This window comes from Flagellimonas abyssi, from assembly GCF_019457905.1.
Taxonomy (GTDB): Bacteria; Bacteroidota; Bacteroidia; order Flavobacteriales; family Flavobacteriaceae; genus Flagellimonas; species Flagellimonas abyssi.
Map to the genome: position 1 here is coordinate 110,376 of NZ_JAHZSV010000012.1, position 20,336 is coordinate 130,711.

Genomic DNA, 20,336 nt, shown 5'->3' on the forward strand with positions numbered 1-20,336 from the left:
TAGAAATGTTGCCAGTCCCCAGTGTTTTTTAGATATGCTATTTATCATAAAATCGATTTTACATTAAATATACCGCAGTTATGCAAGGCGGTCCTAATATACTAAATCTAAAAGATGGAATTCCTTTTGGGGTTCATCAAAACTTTGTTTTTATTTACCTTTAACAGCTATTTGAATTAAACGCTTTGATTTCAAAAACCACCATAGACCAAGTATATGAAACCGCCCGATTGGAGGAGGTCATCGGTGATTTTGTACAATTGAAGAAATCGGGTTCCAATTTTAAGGGACTGAGCCCCTTTACGGATGAGCGTACGCCCAGTTTTATGGTATCCCCGGTTAAGCAGATATGGAAGGATTTCAGTAGCGGCAAAGGGGGCAATGTGGTGGCTTTTTTGATGGAGCACGAGCATTTTACCTATCCCGAAGCCATAAAGTATTTGGCTAAAAAATATAATATTGAAATAGAGGAGACCGAGCAAACCGACGAGCAGAAGGAACAGGCCAATGAGCGGGAAAGTATGTATTTGGTGTCCGAGTATGCGCAAAAGTACTTTGCCGAAACGCTTTGGGATACCGAACCTGGCAAGGCCATTGGGCTAAGTTATTTTAAAGAGCGCGGCTTTACGGATGATACCATTAAAAAGTTTGGCCTAGGTTATGGGCTGGACGAATGGGACGCCTTTACCACAACAGCATTGGATAAAGGCTACCAATTGGAGTTCTTGGAAAAAACGGGCCTCACCATTGTGAAGGAACAGGCTGGTGGTGAAAGTCGAAGATTTGACAGGTTCAAAGGTAGGGTCATGTTTCCCATCCATTCCATGAGCGGTAGAGTGTTGGGGTTTGGAGGTCGTATTTTGACCAATGATAAAAAAGCTGCAAAATATTTAAACTCGCCAGAGAGCGAAATCTATCACAAGAGCAAGGTCCTGTACGGTATTTACTATGCCAAGCAAGCCATTGCCAAAGAAGATAACTGTTTTCTGGTCGAGGGTTATACAGATGTTATCCAGATGTACCAAAGAGGGGTGGAAAACGTGGTGTCATCTAGTGGAACAGCATTGACACCTGAGCAGATTCGACTCATTAACAGGCTTACCAAGAATATTACGGTCTTGTTTGATGGGGATGCAGCCGGATTACGGGCATCTCTCCGTGGCATCGACCTTATTTTGGAGCAGGGCATGAACGTAAAGGTCTGCACATTTCCAGAAGGGGAGGACCCGGATAGTTTCGCCAAGAACAACACGTATGAAGATTTGGTGGAGTACTTGACGGAGCATGCAATGGATTTTATCCAGTTCAAGACATCCCTGTTGGCCAAAGAGGCGGCCAATGATCCCATAAAGCGTGCAGATACGGTAAGGGATATCGTAAATAGCATCAGTAAGATTCCAGACCGTATCCGACAAGAAATTTACATTCAGGAATGTGCCAGAATGATGCAGATTTCCGAAGATGTCCTATACAATACGTTGGCTCAGATTGATAAGAAACATCAAACGGATACTTCCAAAAAGGTAAAACAGGAGCGAAAAGCCTTCGAAGTCGTAAAGAACGATGCCGTAGTTGAGAAGGTAGATGTACAATACGAATTGGAGCGAAAAATCATTGAGGTGCTGTTGCTTTATGGAAATCAAAAGCAGGAATTCGAAGATTTGGTGCTCAAAGAAAATGAAGAGGGCGAATTGGTGCTGGAGCCTGAAGTCTCTGAGGCCAAAGTGTATGAAAAGGTGTTTTTAGATCTTCAGGAGGACGAAATTGAGCTTACCAATGAACAATTCAAAGCGATATATTATAAGTTGATAGAGCGATTGAACGAAGACTCCAATTTTTCGGTCAATACCTTTTTGTCGGATTTGGATCAAGAAACCGTATCACAAGTATCATCCATTTTAATGGAGGAGGAACAGTATGTTTTGCATGATTGGGAGCGGCGTGACATCTACCCGAAAGAAAAGCAAACGGGTGTTGCCCAATTGGTGGGGGAGACCATACTTACTTTACGCTGCAATTTGATAAAGAACCGAATTGAAAAACTAAAAGAAAGAACACAGGATAGCCAAGGGGACCACACAGAAATTCTGGAAGAAATCATGAACTATCTCCAGCTCAATAAATTGTTGAACGCCAAATTGAACCGGGTACTCTCTTAAATTATAAAACCCCTTCCAAGGTTATTTTGAAAGGGGTTCCCACAATAGTTGGTTTGGTTGGGTATTCCTAGTATAGTTCCAAGGCTTTTGCCTGTTGGAGTAAGTCCACTAAATTATCCACGTTCAATTTTTTCATCAGACGGGCTTTGTATGTACTTACTGTTTTTTCGTTAAGGTTCAACCCCTCGGCAACCTCTTTGTTCCTTTTGCCGCTTGCCAATAATTTAAGTACTTCGACCTCTCGAGAAGAAAGTTTTCTAAAGAATCTGCGCGGTTTTTGTGTTCCTTCGTCAAAAGCAAGGCGTTGGGCCAGTTCATTGGTGATGAACATATTGCCTTCACTTACTTTTTTGACTGCTGAAATAATGTATTCCAAATCAGCAGTTTTGGACAAGTATCCAAATGCTCCGGCGCGAATTGTACTAAGGGCGTAAACATCTTCGGACTGCCCGCTATACATTAGGGTTTTGATGTCCGGAAATTCCAATTTCATTTTTCTTAGGGTGGCGATTCCGTTGATTTCCGGAATATCCATTTCTAAAATAACGACGTCTGGATTTACGTCTTTTAGTGTTTTAAAAAGCTCTTCTGTAGTAGATACATCTGCAATGACTTCAATATCCGAGCTCGTTTCAAGTACCTGTCTTATACCAAGCCTAACAATAGGATGGTTGTCAGCAATCAATACTTTAATCATTATGAAACGGTTTATTTAATGAATGGTTAGCTGCTAATACTTAAAGATATAGCGAGCAAGATAACAATTTAATCATGTAAAATTGTAACTTTTTTCTTAAAACCATAGTTTTTCTGTGGTTTTTTTCGTCTTAGATTGGGGTTTTTCAGATGAAATGCTACTTGAGGCCTTTAGGAATCTCACAAATAGGTATAGGAACCATCTTATGTTTGTTTGCAGAATTGTATCTTTTATAGATTGAGAAAACTTCTTTTTCTCTGCCAGAAAAATCTTCAGAAGTTTTGCCTTGGTCATCCATTTCCATGGCCCATTCCAGTTCTGGGTACGATGCGCCTATTTGATCCTCATCGGTTCTGCTATCACCCCATAGGCCATCGGTAGGGGCTGCTTCCATAATATCCTGATTTACTCCAAGTACTCGTCCAAGTTCATAAACCTCGGTTTTGACTAGGTCGGCAATAGGACTAAGGTCAACGCCACCGTCACCGTATTTTGTGTAGAACCCAATGCCGAAATCTTCCACTTTGTTTCCTGTTCCGGCAACTAGATAACCTTCTAAAGCTGCGAAATAGTAGAGAGTGGTCATACGAAGTCTTGCGCGTGTATTTGCAAGTGACATGAATCGGTCTTCCTCTTTATTCACCTTTGGAAAGGCATCTACCAATGAATCGAATACGGGTGTAAGGTCGACTGGTTGCCTGGATACATTTGGGTAGTTTTCAATTAACCAATCAATATGTCGGTCGGCACGGGTAACTTGGTTTTCACCTTGATGAATGGGCATCTCCAAACATAAAAGGTCCAATCCGGTCTTGGCACAGAGCGTTGAGGTTACGGCAGAATCAATTCCCCCTGACACACCAATGACAAAACCTTTGCATTTTGCATTTTCGGCATAGTCCTTTAACCAATCAACAATATGGGCGATTACCTTTTCTGTTTGCATATCTTACTATTTAGATTCTATAAATTACCTTTGTGCCCTGTAAATTTAATCCCTGTGTCCTTAAAAATGAAGCGGTTGTTGAAATACTTTACTATTCCCGTATTGAGATGTTTTATTTTGGTTATGATTTTATCGATTTCATCATGTGGTGAAACGGATAAAACCGAAGAGGAGGTCGCCAAAATTCCGGTGGATTTGAAAATTTCAAGGTTCGATAGGGAATTTGCAAATGCTTCCGTTGATGACATTCCCAAATTGAAAGCAAAGTATCCCTATTTGTTTCCGGAACAGTTTCCCGATAGTGTTTGGTCGGCCAAATTAGCGGACACCCTTCAAATTGAGCTTTCCGAAGAAGTGGCAAAGGAATTTGGGGATTTTCAACAGGAATCAGCAGATTTGGAATCACTCTTTAAACATATCAAATATTATTTCCCAGCAACCGAAACGCCCCATATTGTAACGTTGACCTCGGATGTTCGGTATGAAAGCCGCATCATTTTGGTAGACTCTTTGTTGTTGATAGGTCTTGATAATTATTTGGGGGAAGACCATCATTTTTATGAAGGCATGCAAAGATATATTGCATCATCATTGGATAAAAAATTCTTGACATCGGATGTGGCCAGTGCCTTTGCCAAAAAGGTTATTTCCTATCCGCGTAACCGAGCTTTATTGTCGAGAATGGTCTACTATGGAAAGGAACTTTATTTAAAGGATAAATTGATTCCTTCTGCTTCAGATGCTCAAAAAATAGGATACTCCGAAGAAGAAATGGAGTGGGCAAGGGCGAATGAGGAGCAGATGTGGAAATATTTTGTGGAGCGGGAATTATTGTATAGTACAGATACCGGATTGGACCGTAAGTTTTTGGATCCAGCACCGTTTACAAAGTTCGGACTAGAGCTGGATAATGAGTCACCAGGTCGTTTGGGCCGATATATGGGATGGCAGATTGTGAGGGCCTTTATGGAGAAGACCGATGTAGGACTCAAGCAAATGTTGGATATACCCGCAGATGAAATTTTAAAACAGTCAAATTACAAACCAAAAAGATAAATGGCAGTAGAACATACTTCGGAAATAACCCTAAAGGTAGGGTTGGATGAAAACCGAGTGCCCGAGGAATTGACCTGGTCGGCACAGGATGGCGGTATTAATGAGGAAGAGGCCAAAGCCATGTTGTTGTCCGTGTGGGACAGCAAAAACCAGGAATCCTTAAAAATAGATCTGTGGACCAAGGATATGCCAGTGGATGAGATGAAAGTATTTTTCCATCAAACCTTGGTAACCTTGGCCGATACTTTTTACAAGGCCACACAAGACGAAAAAATGACCGCTACGATGAAGGACTTCTGTGATTACTTTGCCGAAAAACTGGAGTTGAAGAAATAACTCAATCCACTGGTTCGTGTGTGCGGTCGAACTTGGCCTTATCGGCTCCTTTTAAGTCGAGGGCACTCTCAATTTTTGACTTGGTTGGTCTTTGTAGGTATAAATAACCAATCAGTACCACACCAATAATAAGGTAAGTGAGGTTTTGAGTATTCGAAAAAATAACAATGCTGAAAAGCGAAGCTCCTTCCAACAAGGCATATTTTATAATCGATGCCGTTTGGAATTTCATCAATTTTTCCCTGAGTCCATTCTTTTGGGATATGGACCTCAATATTTTTTTGAAGATGAAATCTCCTAAGAAAATGCTTGCCAAGGCTACCACCGGCACGATGGCCAAAAATATATCGTTTGTGTCTGAAGTGCTGAGCTCTGGGTCTTCTGCATTAAAATAGAATAGGATGGCCAATATCACGGGGGTCGTTGCAATCCCGAGATGTAAAAAGGACATCACTTTCATAAATCCTCCGGGAGTGAATTGGTTCGATGTTTTTTGAGCCATTTGTGTCATATTTATGGACCTAAAATACCCAAAAAGCACTTGGAATATAATTTTAAGTAAAAATCAGAATAAAAAAAGCCCCGATATGGAGCTTTTCTGTTTGTAAACTTAACGTCCTATGTTGTCCAAGCTCATAGGGACTTCCATGAGCAATACCCTACTGTTTGTATTGGATTTAAAATCGAACGAATTCGTGTCCCAAATCCCAAATCCATCCCGTTTTTCGAGCTTTTGTCCATTGATTTCTACTTCGCCCTCCAAGATAAAGGCGTAAACGCCATTTCCTTCTTTTTTGATTTGATAGGAATCTGTTTTCCCTTCTTCGAATTTCCCCAAATGGAACCAAGCATCTTGATGGATCCATACGCCTTCATCTTCGGAGTTTGGAGAAAGCACTTGGTAAAAGGCATTCTTCTTTTCTATTTCCCGAATGGATATTTGATCGTATCGGGGTTCTACATTCCGTTTGTTCGGGAAAACCCAAATCTGTAAAAACTTCACCTCTTGATCACTATTCTTGTTGTACTCGCTATGTTGAACTCCAGTGCCGGCACTCATCACCTGCACATCCCCTTCCTTAATGGTGGTAGTGTTCCCCATGCTATCCTTGTGTTCCAAATCTCCTTCTAAAGGAATGGAGATGATTTCCATATTATCGTGGGGATGCGTCCCGAAACCTCTTCCGGGCGCCACTTGGTCATCATTGAGTACGCGGAGTACCCCAAAATACATTCGTTCGGGGTCGTGATACCCTGCAAAACTAAATGTATGGTGTGAGTTCAACCAGCCATGGTCTGCGTGGCCACGGGTCGCTGCTTTGTGTAATACAGATTTCATTGTATCAATCTTTTTTAAATTAAAACTTGAGTTTTAGCTGGTTGATTTGTCGTAAAAATCAGCTATTTCTTACCAAATTGATTGATGTGGGTAAAGGGCTGATGCCTAAGTATTGCTTTTGAAGAAATCTTGGTTGATGCCGTCAATAAATTCCAAAAGTTCTTCCCTCCCCATTCGGTTTGTAGAGGAAGTGGTGAAATGTGGAGGGGCCTCCTCCCAAGCTCCTTCCAATAGTTTTTGAAGATAGGCGTTGGCCTGTCTTTCTATGGCACCGGGTTTAAGCTTGTCCGCCTTCGTGAAGATTATCGCAAACGGAATCTGATTGGTGCCCAACCACTCCATAAACTCCAGGTCCACGGGTTGAGGTTCATGACGTATGTCCACCAGTACAAAACCGCATACCAGTTGTTTTCGCTTTTGAAAATACTCGGTAATGTACTTCTGAAATGTTTTTTTGTCCTTTTTGGACACTCTTGCATATCCATACCCGGGCAAATCCACCAAAAACCAATTGTTGTTGATTTTAAAATGGTTGATGAGCTGTGTTTTTCCAGGTCTTCCTGAGGTTTTTGCCAACGATTTGCGTTCCATCAACATGTTAATTAAGGAAGATTTGCCAACATTGGACCTGCCGATAAACGCGTACTCAGGAAGCGGTTCATTGGGGCACTTGGCAACATTGGAGTTGCTCATTACAAATTCTGCCGAGGTAATTTTCATGCTTAGAAGTTACGTTTTTTCAACCAAGCTTCGAGGATATGGTTAAAATCGTTCGGATGTTCCATCATTGGCGCATGGCCACATTTTTCTATCCAGTATAGATCGGAGTTGGGCAGGAGTTCGTGAAATTCCTTTGCTACGTTGGGGGGGGTAACTGTATCGTTTTCTCCCCAAATGATGCAAGTCGGTGTGTTCATCTGAGGCAAATCTTTGGCCATATTGTGACGAATGGCACTTTTGGCTATGGCCAACGTCTTTACCAATTTCATTCTATCGTTCACCGTAGCAAAAACTTCGTCCACTATTTCCTTTGTGGCTACTTTTGGGTCGTAAAATACGTCCTCTGCCTTTTTTTTGATGAATTCGTAATCACCTCGTCTTGGATATCCATCTCCCATGGCGCTTTCGTAAAGGCCTGAGCTTCCGGTGATAACAAGTGCTTTTACCATTTCCGGGAACATTTTGGTGTGCAAAAGGCCAATGTGGCCGCCTAGAGAGTTTCCTAACAAGATGACATCCTTTAAGCCTTTGTGCTCAATGAATCCTTCCAGAAAGTTGGCAAAGTTTTTTACAGTGGTTTTCAAAAGAGGTAAATCGTAAATCGGCAATTCGGGAATCAGCACCTGATATCCCTTTTGGGGAAAATATTCGGATACGCCCTGGAAGTTGCTCAAACCCCCCATCAAACCGTGCAATATGATCATGGGAGTCCCTTCTCCCTTTTCTATATATCGGTATTTGCCATCCTCGATTAAATGCTCTTCCATCTATAGTCAGTTGGTAGTAAGAGGGGCAAATATAGGAATTTCATATCACAAAGATTTTAGGTTTTGGTTTATCGGTAAGAAGTTTTTTCATTTTGATCAAAACTATTTTCAATTGGGCTCACGCCACAATAATCAATTTTCATATCCAAATCGGATGAAATAGGTCAAAAGTGGGGAATTTATTAACAAAAGTGGTGTTAAGTGGAGAAATGTGGAAATAAAATCTATATATTTGAGTTGTATTAAGTAACCAATTGATTTCTAGTGACCCATATCATAGGACAACATGATTGCAAAGCGGACTCCAAAGGAAGGGTACTGTTGCCCATTTCTTTGAAGAATCAGTTGGTGCCCGTGATCAAGGATGGGTTCGTAATCAAGCGCTCTGTTTTTCAGCAATGCTTGGAATTGTATCCCAAAGCTGAGTTCGATGTGCTGATGCAGAAAGTGATGAAGAAAAGCAAAATCAATCGAAAGTACGATGCTTTCGTGAGAAATTTTGTAGCGGGGATGAAGGAGGTAAGTATTGATGGGGATTCAGGAAGATTGCAGATTCCAAAAAACTTGGTGGAGTTTGCAGGAATTGAAAAAGAAGTGGTTTTGAACGCGGTTTTTGACAAAATCGAGATTTGGAACAAGGATCTGTACGAGAAAGTCTTGGCGGAAGGAGAGAAGGATTATGCCGATCTGGCCGAGGAGATTTTTGACGACGATGAGTAGTGAATATCATAATCCGGTACTGCTAAAGGAATCGGTGGACGGATTGAATATAAAAGATAATGGAGTGTATGTGGATGTCACCTTTGGTGGCGGCGGGCACTCCAAAGAAATTTTGAAAAGATTGGGTAGCGGCGGAAAGTTGTTCGCTTTTGATCAAGATGAAGATGCGCTTAAAAACGCAATTGATGATGAAAGGTTCCAGTTGATCAATCAGAACTTTCGCTACCTCAAACAGTTTTTGAAGTTCTATGGCATTCGGAAAGTTGATGGAATCTTGGCGGATTTTGGGGTTTCCTCCCATCAGTTCGATGAAGCCGACCGTGGTTTCTCCATTCGGTTCAACGCAGATTTGGATATGCGGATGGACAAAAAAAGCGAGTTGTCGGCCTTTCGGGTGGTGAACACCTATTCCCAAGAAGATTTAGCGTCGGTTCTTTTTCAGTATGGCGAGCTGCGCAATGCGAACGCCATGGCCAAAACCATTGTGGAAGCAAGAGCGGAGGAACCTATCAAAACAACAGATGACCTTAAAGGTGTGTTGAAAAGGTTTTTGCCCAAAATGAAAGAGAATAAAATTTTAGCACAGATCTATCAAGCGATCAGGATTGAGGTCAATCAGGAAATTGAGGTGCTCAAGGAGTTTTTTGAACAAGTGCCGGAGATTTTGGAGGAAGGCGGCAGGTTGAGCGTAATCAGTTATCACTCCTTGGAGGACCGTTTGGCGAAACGCTTTATCCGTGCAGGTAGATTTGATGGTGAACCGGAAAAGGATTTTTACGGGAACATTAATGTTCCTTTAAAAAAAGTCGGAGGACTGATTGTTCCATCGGCAGAAGAAATAAAAAACAATAACAGGGCAAGAAGTGCAAAACTCCGCATAGCGGAACGCATATAAAATGTAAAATGAGAAAAGGATTACTGGACATATTAAAAGGAAAGTTTTTGGTGAGCGGAGATGCGCCCAAGAATTGGATGTTTTTGTTGTTTGCCTCCTTTTTGGCAGCACTGATGATTTCCAGTAGTCACAATGCGGATAAAAAAGTGTTGGAGATTGCCGAGCTGAACGAGGAGGTGCGTAAGCTCAAAAGCGAGTTTTTTGAGGCTCGTTCCAGTGTTCAACAGCTTAAATTGGAATCCACCTTGCGCGAAGTGGTTGCCGAAAAAGGGTTGGTTCCCTCTCAAAACCCTCCAAGAAAAATTAAAGTTAAATCAGCGGAATAGTGGCCATTACCGAAAAAAATATCATGAACAGACTCTACCTCGTAGCCGGGGGACTTCTTGTTTTGGCCATAGCCGTAGTGGTGAAGTTGGTGGATATCCAAATGGTACAGGGCGAGAAATATAAGGAGTTGGCCCTGAGCAAGACCGAAAAGATGTTCACGATAGAGCCCAACCGTGGAAACCTTTATTCTGAAGATGGTAGTTTGTTGGCTGCCTCGGTTTCAAAATATGATATCCGTTTTGATGCAAAGACCGTTTCGCAAGAGAATTTTGAAAACAATGTTGCCGCATTGTCCGATTCCTTGGGCACAATGTTCGAAAGACCATCATCCTATTATAGACAATTGTTCCGAAAAGCTAGGGCCAATGGCAATCGCTATAAGTTGGTGGCCCGTAATGTGGGTTATTTGGATTATGTGCGCATCAAACAATTTCCGCTGTTCAACCTTGGGCCATATAAGGGTGGATTTATTGAAACGCATCGTGTTGTTCGCGAGTACCCTTTGGGTAAAATGGCAGCAAGGAGCATTGGTTACGAACGTGTTGACGAAAACGGGTATTATACCAGAGTGGGTCTGGATGGTGCATTCGGCGAAACTTATCTGCGAGGTAAGGAAGGGAAGCGCTTAAAACAAAAAATTGCCAAAGGACAATGGAAGCCCGTGGGGCTGGACAATATTGTAGAGCCAAAAGATGGGTTGGATGTGGTGTCCACCATTGATGTCAATATTCAGGATATCGCCCATCATGAGTTGTTGAAGCAATTGGAAAAATATAAGGCCGACCATGGTTGTGTGGTGGTAATGGAAACGCAAACTGGAGAAATCAAGGCCATTTCCAACTTGGGAATAACTTCCGAAGGAAAGTATTATGAAAAACTGAACTATGCCGTGGGGGAATCCCATGAACCAGGTTCCACTTTTAAATTGATGTCCATGGTGGCCGCTTTGGAAGATAAAGTGGTGGACACCAGCACGGTCATCGATACCGAAAAAGGAAGGTACCGAATTTATGATGGTGTTGTAAAAGATACCAAATGGGGAGGGCATGGTAAAATTACATTGGCCAAAGCATTTGCGGTTTCATCCAACGTAGCTTTTGCAAAAATCATCAATGAAAATTATAAGGAGCAGCCTGAAAAATTTGTAAACCGTCTCATGAACATGGGACTCCATAAAAAACTGGACTTGCCGATTATTGGGGAAGGTGATCCCGTAATCCGCTATCCGGGAGATAAAGGATGGTCGGGAATTTCTTTGGGTTGGATGTCGCATGGTTATGAAGTGTCGTTGACCCCTATTCAAACCTTGGCCTTTTATAATGCCATTGCGAACGATGGGGAATATGTAAAGCCCCGAATGATTCAAGAGGTGAGAGAAGGCAATAAAGTGGTGAAGCGATTTGATAAAGAAGTGTTGAATTCATCCATCTGTTCCTATGAAACGGTCAAAAAAGTCCAACAATTATTAAAGGATGTAGTGGAGAAGGATTATGGAACCGGCCACAGGATGTATTCCAAAAACTTTTCCATGGCGGGAAAAACAGGGACCACACAAAAAAATTATGTGGAAAAGAACCCGGATAAACTGGCGTACATCTCCTCTTTTGCAGGATACTTTCCGGCAGATAACCCAAAATATTCGTGTATCGTGGTCATCCATGAACCAGATAAAGAGGAAGGTTACTACGGAGCGGATGTTTCCGGTCCGGTATTTAAATCCATGGCCCAAAAAATCCATGCCATTTCTCCCATGGTGGATGAGGTGGATAACAGGATCAAAGAAGATGTCGAATTGGACAAGGACTATCAGCAATATTATGTGCAAGTCCAGAAAAAATACAGTACGGTTCCCAATGTTAAAGGGATGAGCGGTATGGACGCCGTTTCGCTTTTGGAGAATCTGGGTATTGAGGTCGAAGTACATGGGAATGGAAAAGTCAAAAATCAGTCCGTGAACCATGGGACCAATATCAAACAAGTCAAGAAAATAGTATTGGAGCTTTCATGAAGTTATTGAAGGACATATTATATGGTGTTAGCCTCTCCGCAGTGAGCGGAGATACCAACGTAATGGTGAACAATGTGCATTTCGATTCCAGAAAGGTGGAAATGGACGATGTGTTCGTTGCTGTTCGCGGTACTGTCACGGATGGCCATAAATTCATTCAAAAAGCAGTGGATTTGGGGGCGAGGGCCATTGTATGCGAAGAGCTTCCTGCACTAATGGTGAACGGTGTCACCTATTTGCAAGTGGACAATTGCAATAGTGCTCTGGCCGTAATTGCTTCCAATTTCTATGATAACCCGTCCAAGAACCTAAAATTGGTGGGTGTAACGGGAACCAATGGAAAGACAACGGTGACCACACTTTTATACAATCTTTTCAAAAAAGCTGGATTCAAAGTTGGATTGATTTCCACGATTAAAATATTGGTGAATGACAAGGAGTTCAAAACCACGCACACCACCCCGGATGTAATGACCATCAACAATTACTTGTCCCTGATGAACGAGGTGGGGGTGGAGTTTTGTTTTATGGAGGTAAGCTCGCATGGAATCCATCAAAAAAGAGCAGAAGGACTCCATTTTGAAGGAGCCATCTTTACCAATTTGTCCCATGATCATTTGGATTATCATAAAACCTTTGCCGAGTACCGGGACACCAAGAAAAAATTGTTCGATGGATTGCCCAAAACGGCTTTTGCCTTGGTCAATATAGATGACAAGAACGGACTGGTGATGTTGCAAAACACCAAGGCCAAAAAATACACCTATGCGTTAAAAACCTTTGCCGATTACAGGGCCCAGATTTTGGAAAAACAGTTCAATGGTCAGCTTTTAAAAGTGGATGACAACGAATTGTGGTCTAGGCTCATCGGAGATTTCAATGCCTATAATTTATTGGCCATTTATGCCACCGCTGATATCCTTGGACTCGAGAAAATGGAGATTTTGAGGTTGATGAGCGAGTTGGAAAATGTGGACGGCAGGTTTCAATATTACATATCAAAAGACAAGATAACGGCTATTGTCGATTATGCCCATACGCCGGATGCACTTAAAAATGTATTGGTTACTATCAATGCGTTGAGGACTGGAAATGAAAACGTCATCACCGTAGTGGGGTGTGGTGGTGACCGTGACAAGTCTAAGCGTCCGGTTATGGGTCATATCGCATCCGAAATGAGCGATCAGGCCATTTTTACTTCGGATAACCCAAGAACCGAATCTCCCACGACAATCATTGAAGAGATGGAGTCGGGCGTCGAGGCACAAAATGTCCGAAAAGTGTTGTCCATAGAAAACAGGAAGCAGGCCATTAAAACCGCATGCAAGCTTGCGATGGTCAACGATATTATCCTAGTGGCCGGAAAAGGCCACGAGACCTATCAGGAAACCAATGGTGTCCGGGTCGATTTTGATGATTTTAAAGAAGTGAAAGAAGCTCTGAAGAGCTTAAAAAAATAATGTAGTCCATGCTATACTACTTGTTCGAATTTTTAGAGAAACAATACCAACTGCCAGGTGCGGGACTTTTTCAGTTCCTTACGTTCCGTGCGGCACTATCCGTATTGTTGTCCCTATTGATCGCCATGGTCTACGGAAAACGAATTATTCTGTATTTGCAAAAAAAGCAGATTGGAGAAAGCATCCGTGACCTTGGTCTGGAAGGACAAAAGCAAAAAGCGGGGACACCCACTATGGGAGGGCTCATCATTATTGTGTCCACTTTGTTGCCCGTTATTCTATTTGCGGATATCAAGAACATCTATGTTATCCTTCTGATAGTGACCACCGTTTGGATGGGAATTATTGGATTTATCGATGATTATATCAAAACCTTCAAAAAAGATAAGCAAGGCCTTAAGGGGAAATTTAAGGTGATGGGGCAAGTTGGATTGGGATTGATCGTTGGACTGACCCTTTATTTTCATCCTGCTGTTACCATAAAAGAAAAGGATACCACCACCATAACCGAAACTTTTAAGGTGGAAAAGGTATTCGGGGAAGAAACTAAGTCCGTGCGTACCAATGTGCCTTTTTTTAAGAACAACGAATTGGATTATGCCGACTTTATATCCTGGATGGGTGAAGAGGCTGAGGATTATGCCTGGCTCATTTTTATTCCAGTAGTGATTTTAATTGTTACCGCTGTTTCCAATGGGGCCAACTTAACGGATGGTATTGACGGTCTGGCAGCAGGTTCCTCCGCCATAATAGTAATGACACTTGGGATATTCGCATGGGTGTCGGGGAATATTCAATTTTCTGATTATCTGGATATTTTCTACCTGCCCAGAGTGGGTGAGTTAGTGGTGTTTATTGCTGCTTTTGCGGGAGCTTTGGTCGGATTTTTATGGTACAACACCTATCCCGCCCAAGTATTTATGGGCGATACGGGTAGTTTGACCATTGGAGGAGTGATTGCCGTAATCGCCATAATTGTGAGAAAGGAACTATTGATACCCATTTTGTGCGGAATCTTCTTTGCGGAATCGTTATCGGTGATGCTACAGGTGGGCTATTTCAAGCGTACTAAAAAGAAGTATGGAGAAGGAAGACGAATTTTCTTGATGGCGCCATTGCATCATCATTATCAGAAAAAATTATATCACGAGAGCAAAATAGTGACCCGTTTTTGGATTATTGGGATTATGCTGGCCATCATCAGCATCGTTACGCTAAAAATTAGATAGCAATGGGTCGCTTGGTGATACTTGGAGGTGGAGAAAGTGGGGTTGGAACCGCCATTTTGGGAAAACAAAAAGGATTTGAAGTGTTTGTTTCGGACAAAGGCGAGATCCAAGAAAAATATAAACAAGTTCTTGAACATTTTGAGATTGAATGGGAGTCCGGAGAGCATACCGAAGCCAAGATTCTGAATGCCGATGTGGTGATGAAGAGTCCAGGTATTCCTGATGGAGTTGCCTTGGTGAAGGCACTGCTTGAAAAAGGTGTGCCGGTAATTTCGGAAATAGAGTTTGCATCAAAATACACAGATGCGACTATCATTGGGATTACGGGTAGCAACGGTAAAACAACTACCACTATGTTGACCAATCATTTGTTGAAAGATGGAGGTTTGCATGTGGGAATGGCCGGAAATATTGGCGATAGCTATGCTAAAATGGTGTCCGAGAAAGATTTTGACCACTATGTGTTGGAGATAAGTAGCTTTCAGTTGGATGGTATTGTGGACTTTAAACCACATATCGCTATTCTCACCAATATCACACCCGATCACTTGGATAGATATGAGTACAAGTTTGAAAACTATATCGCATCCAAATTCAGAATAGCGATGAATCAGGATAAGGATGATTACCTGATTTACGATGCCGATGATGAAGTGATTCAAGATTGGTTGGGAAAACACCCGGTTCAATCCAAATTAGTGCCCTTTTCAGTCAAACGAAAATTGGGAGAGGGAGCTTGGTTGGAAGACAAAACGATAAAAATGAAATTAGAACATAAAACCTTGGAAATGAGTGAAGATATTTTGGCCTTGGAAGGTCAGCACAACGTAAAGAACACAATGGCGGCAAGTATGGCGGCCATGCTGGTTAAGGTCAGAAAGGAGACGATTCGCAACAGTATTCAATCGTTTCAGGGCGTACCCCACAGATTGGAAAAAGTGTTGAAGATCAATCATGTGGAATATATCAACGATTCCAAAGCAACCAACGTAAACGCCACTTTTTATGCCCTGGACGGTATTAAAAAGCCAATTATCTGGATTGCTGGCGGGGTGGATAAAGGAAACGATTATTCCGAGTTGATGTCATTGGTGCGGGAAAAGGTAAAGTGCATCATTTGTTTGGGAACCGACAGTTCCAAGCTGATCGATGCCTTCGGAAACGTAATCGACCTCATGGTAGAGACCTATTCCATGGAAGAAGCCGTAAAGGTAGCCTATAAGGTTGCGGAACGCGGAGATGCAGTTTTACTTTCTCCGGCGTGTGCCAGTTTCGACCTATTCAAAAATTACGAGGATAGAGGAGATCAATTTAAAAACGCAGTAAAAAATTTGTAAAACGTGTTTGCAATATTCAAAAATCTGAAAGGTGATAAAGCTATTTGGGGCGTAGTGGCCCTCTTGGCACTTTTCTCATTTTTGCCAGTGTACAGTGCCAGTACCAATTTGGTCTACGTTAATGGTGATGGGACCACTTTCGGGCATTTGGTAAAGCACGCCGTGCTGTTGTTCTTGGGTTTCGGCATCATCTATGCCGTGCACCGAATTCCAACGCATTATTTCAAGGGGCTTTCCATAATTGCAATGCCCATTGTTATTCTATTGTTGATTTACACTCTAACGGTGGAAACAAGGATAGGAGGAGTGACTGCAAATCGTTGGATCAAGATTCCTTTGGTGGGGGTCAACTTTCAGACCTCTACCTTGGCAGCGGTGGTTTTAATGATTTGGATTGCGAGGTACTTGACCAAGATCAAGGATGTAAAGATCACTTTTAAAGAAAGTATATTTCCGCTTTGGTTGCCCGTAGCCCTGGTAGTTCTGCTGATTTTACCAGAGAACTTCTCGACCGCAGCAATCATTTGCTTTATGGTTTTGGTATTGTGTTTTCTGGGAGGATATCCCTTAAAATATTTGTTCGCCATAGTGGCGACAGGAATCGTATTTGCGGGAATGTTCCTGTTTGTACTGTTCAAAGCACCAGAAGTGTTGCCGCAGCGTGCCGGAACATGGAAATCAAGGATAGAGACCTTTATCCATCCAGAGCAGGCGGATAGGGATGATCTGCATCAGTTAACGTTGGCCCAGATTGCCGTGGCCGAAGGTGGTGTAGTGGGCAAAGGAGCTGGAAAAAGCGTAATGAAGAATATGTTGTCCCAGAGTACGTCGGATTTCATTTTTGCCATCATTATAGAAGAATATGGATTGCTGGGAGGAGGAGCTTTGCTCTTTTTCTACCTCTTGTTGTTGTTCCGTATTGTGGTTGTGGCGCATTCGTCCAAAACGGTGTTTTCAAAATTACTGGTTATAGGAGTTGGGTTGCCCATTGTGTTCCAGGCCTTTATCAATATGGCCGTTGTGGTGCAATTGTTCCCCGTTACGGGGCAACCGTTACCATTGATCAGTATGGGGGGTACCTCCATTTGGATGACCTGTATGGCCATTGGAATCGTGTTGAGTGCAAGCAATAGAAAAGAAAATTTAGAGGAGCAATCCCATGGAATAGATGAAACGAATCCTTTAGAAGTATTGAGTGGACAGATATAGGTTTATACTTTCTGGAGGAGGAACAGGAGGACATATTTATCCCGCCGTGGCCATAGCGAACGAGCTGAAACGAAGATACCCTGATGCGGAATTTTTGTTCGTAGGCGCCAAGGATAAAATGGAAATGGAAAAAGTACCGCAGGCCGGATATGAAATAAAGGGTTTGTGGATAAGTGGAATACAACGGAAACTGACATTGAAAAATCTCATGTTCCCATTAAAACTGATAAGTAGTTTGTTAGAAGCACGCAAAATAGTGAAGCAATTCAAACCCCATGTGGCCATAGGCACTGGAGGGTTTGCGAGCGGGCCATTGTTACGGATGGCCGAAAGCTCGGGTGTTCCATGTGTGCTACAAGAACAGAATTCCTTCGCGGGAATCACGAACAAACTATTGGCTGGAAAAGCAGAGAAAATCTGTGTTGCCTACGATGGAATGGAGCGCTTTTTTCCCAAGGAGAAGATTGTTAAAACAGGAAATCCTATCCGAACGGATTTGGTCGAAATAAAGGAAAGTAAGAAAGAGGCGGCTGCATTTTTTGGACTTGATGTCGATAAAAAGACAGTTTTGATATTGGGAGGAAGCCTTGGAGCACGAAGAATCAACCAATTGATTGAAAAGGAGCTTGAATTTTTTGGGAAGCAAGGATTACAGGTACTCTGGCAATGTGGTAAGCTGTACCATGAAGAATATAAAAAACATGAATCGGATACGGTAAAGGTTTTGGCCTTTATCAACCGAATGGATTTGGCCTACGCCTCTGCAGATGTGATTATTTCAAGAGCGGGCGCAGGGTCGGTATCCGAACTTTGTTTGGTGGGGAAGCCAGTGATCTTTATCCCATCGCCGAACGTCGCAGAGGACCATCAAACCCAAAATGCAAAAGCCTTGGTGGCCAAAGATGCGGCCATTATGCTAAAAGAAAATGAGTTGGATGCTGAATTTGAAAATCGTTTTTCTGCTTTGATGAAGTCCGAAGCGATTCAGGAAAAATTGGGAAGGAACATCAAAAAAATGGCCATGCCCAAGGCCACGGAACATATTGTGGACGAAATAGTAAAGTTGTTGAAGTGAATTTGAAGGATATACATAGCGTTTATTTTATCGGCATCGGCGGCATTGGAATGTCCGCCTTGGCACGCTATTTCAAATTTGTGGGGAAAGAAGTGGCTGGTTACGACCGTACTCCAACGCCCATCACCGATGGGTTGGTGGAAAAAGGTATTTCGGTACATTTTGAGGACAAAGTCGATTTGATTTCGGATACCTTCAAACATCCGAACACCTTGGTAGTGTATACGCCTGCGGTTCCTTCAAAACATACGGAGTTCCAGTTTTACCAATCAGGCGGATTCAATCTAAAAAAACGGTCCGAGGTGTTGGGGATTATTACCAAGGATTCATTTTGCTTGGCCGTAGCGGGTACCCATGGCAAGACCACTACCTCAAGTATTTTAGCGCATCTGCTCAAGGAATGTGAGTTGCCGATGATGGCCTTTTTGGGCGGTATTTCCGAAGATTTTGATAGTAATTTTGTGCTCGATGGCACTAAATATTCGGTTGTTGAAGCTGATGAGTTTGACCGATCTTTTTTACGGTTGACACCGACGGTTGCTTGCATCACATCCATGGATGCCGATCACTTGGATATTTATGGAACCAAAGATGAACTTGAACTTTCTTTTAGGGAGTTTGTGGATAGGATCAAACCTGAAGGAAAATTGTTCGTTCGCAAGGGGCTTCCTTTGGAAGGGACAACTTTTGGTATAGAGGATGGTGCCGATTACTGCATAGAAAATATTGAAATTGAACATGGAGCCTACATATTTGATCTCGTTACGCCTTCCGAAGTGATCAAGAACGTAAAGTTCAACAAGCCCGGAAGACACAATTTGCTCAATGGATTAGCTGCTTTTGCGATGGCGGTGGAAACTGGTTCCCCACCACACCGCCTTGCCGAAGCTTTGGCCACTTTTAAAGGGGTGCAGCGTAGGTTCTCGTATCAAATAAAGGAAAAGAATTTTGTTTTTATAGATGATTATGCGCACCATCCAACCGAAATAAGTGCGGTGCACCAAGCGATTCGGGAGATGCATGCAGGGGAGAAGATAACCGTTATTTTCCAGCCACATCTTTTTTCGCGTACACAGGATTTTGCGGATGATTTTGCAGCAAGTCTTTCGGATTTTGATGAGATCATTCTGTTGGATATATATCCGGCAAGGGAAGAGCCTATCAAAGGGGTGACCTCCCAGTGGCTTTTGGATAAGATTGAAAACCCCAATAAAAAGCTGATAACAAAATCAGAGTTGCTGGGAGAAGTAAAGAACTGCAAAACAGGGGTTTTAGTGGCTCTTGGGGCAGGTGATATTGGACTTGAGGTACCAAAAATCAAAAAAGAATTAAGCTATGCGCATTAATTGGGATTACATAAAATTGACAGTTTTGTTGGTTGCCGTAGTCGCGCTTTACGGTTTTGCCGATCAACGAAATGAGCAGAGAATGGTGAAAAATGTCACCGTAAAATTTGTTGGTGAAAACAGTTTGTATTTAACTGAGGATGCGGTTAATAAATTGTTAATACAAAATTACGGACCCCTAGAGAACAGGCCCAAAGAACAGTTAGTTTTGAATGCCATAGAGGAGGTAATACTATCCAACGATATGGTAAAAAACGCCCAGGTCTATCTTACTGTAAACGGGGAACTTGTATCCAAGATTGTTCAGCGAAAGCCAATTGGAAGAATAGAAGGTGCCTCCAAATTTTATTTGGATGATCAGGGTGAACGCATGCCATTATCAAAGCATCATTCTGCAAGGGTTCCCATTATTACAGGTAAGATAACAGGGAAGACCTTGGAGGATGCCTATGTTATTCTGGATTATATCAACAAAGATGATTTCTTGAGAAAGAACGTAATCGGGATACACATACTGGAAGAAGAAAAATATCAGCTCAAGTTCCGCATGGAAAACTTTGTGGTGAACTTGGGCGGAGTAGATAATCTGAACAAGAAGTTCAGCAATTTTATGGCCTTTTATGCAAAGGCGGCCAAGGACAATTCCTTGGAGGATTATGCAACGGTTAGTTTGGAATTCAACAATCAAGTGGTTTGCACCAAAATTTAAA

At 42.3% G+C, this 20,336-nt stretch carries 20 protein-coding genes; 14 read left to right on the forward strand and 6 right to left on the reverse strand.

The features are described from left to right. Positions 1–185 precede the first annotated feature (185 nt). Positions 186–2,159, forward strand: a complete 1,974-nt coding sequence (dnaG, locus tag K1F36_RS10005; protein ID WP_220113689.1) for a DNA primase — start codon at positions 186–188, stop codon at positions 2,157–2,159. A gap of 67 nt (positions 2,160–2,226) precedes the next feature. On the opposite strand, the gene K1F36_RS10010 is transcribed toward dnaG, so the two are convergent. Next, entirely contained in the window at positions 2,227–2,856 is a 630-nt protein-coding gene (locus tag K1F36_RS10010; RefSeq protein WP_108244780.1) for a response regulator, read from the reverse strand. A gap of 157 nt (positions 2,857–3,013) precedes the next feature. Continuing rightward, positions 3,014–3,802, reverse strand: a complete 789-nt coding sequence (gene nadE, locus K1F36_RS10015; protein ID WP_220113690.1) for an NAD(+) synthase — start codon at positions 3,800–3,802, stop codon at positions 3,014–3,016. A 66-nt stretch (positions 3,803–3,868) separates the two neighbouring features. Here nadE and gldB point away from each other — a divergent pair, with 66 nt between their 5' ends. Together gldB and gldC are read left to right on the forward strand one after the other, a co-directional pair. Beyond that, entirely contained in the window at positions 3,869–4,858 is a 990-nt protein-coding gene (gene gldB, locus K1F36_RS10020) for a gliding motility lipoprotein GldB (protein WP_220113691.1), read from the forward strand. Next, the gene (gene gldC, locus K1F36_RS10025) at positions 4,859–5,194 is read left to right on the forward strand and encodes a gliding motility protein GldC (RefSeq protein ID WP_166246965.1); all 336 of its coding nucleotides are present in this window, start codon (positions 4,859–4,861) and stop codon (positions 5,192–5,194) included. It abuts the gene before it with no gap. 1 nt (position 5,195) lies between these two features. On the opposite strand, the gene K1F36_RS10030 is transcribed toward gldC, so the two are convergent. From K1F36_RS10030 to K1F36_RS10045, 4 genes are all read right to left on the reverse strand, one after another. Continuing rightward, positions 5,196–5,696, reverse strand: a complete 501-nt coding sequence (locus K1F36_RS10030) for a hypothetical protein (protein WP_220113692.1) — start codon at positions 5,694–5,696, stop codon at positions 5,196–5,198. Between the two features lie 108 nt (positions 5,697–5,804). Further along, positions 5,805–6,533 carry a pirin family protein gene (locus K1F36_RS10035; RefSeq protein ID WP_220113693.1) on the reverse strand — a complete coding sequence of 243 codons (729 nt, stop codon included), beginning with the start codon at positions 6,531–6,533 and terminating at the stop codon, positions 5,805–5,807. Between the two features lie 105 nt (positions 6,534–6,638). Beyond that, positions 6,639–7,253, reverse strand: a complete 615-nt coding sequence (gene yihA, locus K1F36_RS10040; protein WP_220113694.1) for a ribosome biogenesis GTP-binding protein YihA/YsxC — start codon at positions 7,251–7,253, stop codon at positions 6,639–6,641. A 2-nt stretch (positions 7,254–7,255) separates the two neighbouring features. After that, a complete protein-coding gene (locus K1F36_RS10045) occupies positions 7,256–8,020 on the reverse strand; it encodes an alpha/beta fold hydrolase (RefSeq protein ID WP_220113695.1) in 765 nt (254 codons plus the stop codon). 264 nt (positions 8,021–8,284) lie between these two features. Between K1F36_RS10045 and K1F36_RS10050 the strand changes: the two genes are divergently transcribed. Genes K1F36_RS10050 through K1F36_RS10100 form a run of 11 tightly spaced genes read left to right on the forward strand, consistent with a single transcriptional unit; the run spans position 8,285 to position 20,335 of the window. Beyond that, positions 8,285–8,740: a division/cell wall cluster transcriptional repressor MraZ gene (locus K1F36_RS10050; RefSeq protein WP_108244773.1), complete on the forward strand. Its 456-nt coding sequence runs from the start codon at positions 8,285–8,287 to the stop codon at positions 8,738–8,740. Continuing rightward, positions 8,733–9,635, forward strand: coding sequence for a 16S rRNA (cytosine(1402)-N(4))-methyltransferase RsmH (gene rsmH / locus K1F36_RS10055; protein ID WP_220113696.1), 903 nt, complete (start codon positions 8,733–8,735; stop codon positions 9,633–9,635). The genes K1F36_RS10050 and rsmH overlap by 8 nt, the downstream gene beginning before the upstream one ends. Positions 9,636–9,643: 8 nt before the next feature. Continuing rightward, positions 9,644–9,961 (forward strand): FtsL-like putative cell division protein, encoded by a 318-nt coding sequence (locus tag K1F36_RS10060; RefSeq protein ID WP_207033633.1) that lies wholly within the window; start codon positions 9,644–9,646, stop codon positions 9,959–9,961. Then, complete coding sequence (locus K1F36_RS10065; protein WP_220113697.1) at positions 9,961–11,970, forward strand: penicillin-binding protein; 2,010 nt, start codon at positions 9,961–9,963, stop codon at positions 11,968–11,970. The genes K1F36_RS10060 and K1F36_RS10065 overlap by 1 nt, the downstream gene beginning before the upstream one ends. Continuing rightward, a complete protein-coding gene (locus tag K1F36_RS10070; protein ID WP_220113698.1) occupies positions 11,967–13,430 on the forward strand; it encodes a UDP-N-acetylmuramoyl-L-alanyl-D-glutamate--2,6-diaminopimelate ligase in 1,464 nt (487 codons plus the stop codon). Before K1F36_RS10065 ends, K1F36_RS10070 begins: the two co-directional genes overlap by 4 nt. An 8-nt stretch (positions 13,431–13,438) precedes the next feature. After that, positions 13,439–14,659: a phospho-N-acetylmuramoyl-pentapeptide-transferase gene (mraY, locus tag K1F36_RS10075; RefSeq protein WP_220113699.1), complete on the forward strand. Its 1,221-nt coding sequence runs from the start codon at positions 13,439–13,441 to the stop codon at positions 14,657–14,659. Positions 14,660–14,661: 2 nt separating this feature from the next. Further along, positions 14,662–15,996, forward strand: a complete 1,335-nt coding sequence (gene murD / locus K1F36_RS10080; RefSeq protein WP_220113700.1) for a UDP-N-acetylmuramoyl-L-alanine--D-glutamate ligase — start codon at positions 14,662–14,664, stop codon at positions 15,994–15,996. 3 nt (positions 15,997–15,999) lie between these two features. Beyond that, the gene (locus tag K1F36_RS10085) at positions 16,000–17,205 is read left to right on the forward strand and encodes an FtsW/RodA/SpoVE family cell cycle protein (RefSeq protein ID WP_220113701.1); all 1,206 of its coding nucleotides are present in this window, start codon (positions 16,000–16,002) and stop codon (positions 17,203–17,205) included. Next, positions 17,192–18,280, forward strand: a complete 1,089-nt coding sequence (gene murG, locus K1F36_RS10090; RefSeq protein WP_220113702.1) for an undecaprenyldiphospho-muramoylpentapeptide beta-N-acetylglucosaminyltransferase — start codon at positions 17,192–17,194, stop codon at positions 18,278–18,280. Before K1F36_RS10085 ends, murG begins: the two co-directional genes overlap by 14 nt. Continuing rightward, positions 18,277–19,626, forward strand: a complete 1,350-nt coding sequence (gene murC / locus K1F36_RS10095; RefSeq protein ID WP_220113703.1) for a UDP-N-acetylmuramate--L-alanine ligase — start codon at positions 18,277–18,279, stop codon at positions 19,624–19,626. The genes murG and murC overlap by 4 nt, the downstream gene beginning before the upstream one ends. Beyond that, positions 19,616–20,335: a cell division protein FtsQ/DivIB gene (locus K1F36_RS10100; RefSeq protein WP_220113704.1), complete on the forward strand. Its 720-nt coding sequence runs from the start codon at positions 19,616–19,618 to the stop codon at positions 20,333–20,335. The genes murC and K1F36_RS10100 overlap by 11 nt, the downstream gene beginning before the upstream one ends. The last annotated feature ends 1 nt before the right edge of the window (position 20,336 follow it).

Coding starts and splice junctions, on each gene's coding strand:
- K1F36_RS10010 (WP_108244780.1), bottom strand. CDS start 2,856: ATGATTAAAGTATTGATTGCTGACAACCATCCTATTGTTAGGCTTGGT.
- nadE (WP_220113690.1), bottom strand. CDS start 3,802: ATGCAAACAGAAAAGGTAATCGCCCATATTGTTGATTGGTTAAAGGAC.
- gldB (WP_220113691.1), top strand. CDS start 3,869: ATGAAGCGGTTGTTGAAATACTTTACTATTCCCGTATTGAGATGTTTT.
- gldC (WP_166246965.1), top strand. CDS start 4,859: ATGGCAGTAGAACATACTTCGGAAATAACCCTAAAGGTAGGGTTGGAT.
- K1F36_RS10030 (WP_220113692.1), bottom strand. CDS start 5,696: ATGGCTCAAAAAACATCGAACCAATTCACTCCCGGAGGATTTATGAAA.
- K1F36_RS10035 (WP_220113693.1), bottom strand. CDS start 6,533: ATGAAATCTGTATTACACAAAGCAGCGACCCGTGGCCACGCAGACCAT.
- yihA (WP_220113694.1), bottom strand. CDS start 7,253: ATGAAAATTACCTCGGCAGAATTTGTAATGAGCAACTCCAATGTTGCC.
- K1F36_RS10045 (WP_220113695.1), bottom strand. CDS start 8,020: ATGGAAGAGCATTTAATCGAGGATGGCAAATACCGATATATAGAAAAG.
- rsmH (WP_220113696.1), top strand. CDS start 8,733: ATGAGTAGTGAATATCATAATCCGGTACTGCTAAAGGAATCGGTGGAC.
- K1F36_RS10060 (WP_207033633.1), top strand. CDS start 9,644: ATGAGAAAAGGATTACTGGACATATTAAAAGGAAAGTTTTTGGTGAGC.
- K1F36_RS10070 (WP_220113698.1), top strand. CDS start 11,967: ATGAAGTTATTGAAGGACATATTATATGGTGTTAGCCTCTCCGCAGTG.
- mraY (WP_220113699.1), top strand. CDS start 13,439: ATGCTATACTACTTGTTCGAATTTTTAGAGAAACAATACCAACTGCCA.
- murD (WP_220113700.1), top strand. CDS start 14,662: ATGGGTCGCTTGGTGATACTTGGAGGTGGAGAAAGTGGGGTTGGAACC.
- K1F36_RS10100 (WP_220113704.1), top strand. CDS start 19,616: ATGCGCATTAATTGGGATTACATAAAATTGACAGTTTTGTTGGTTGCC.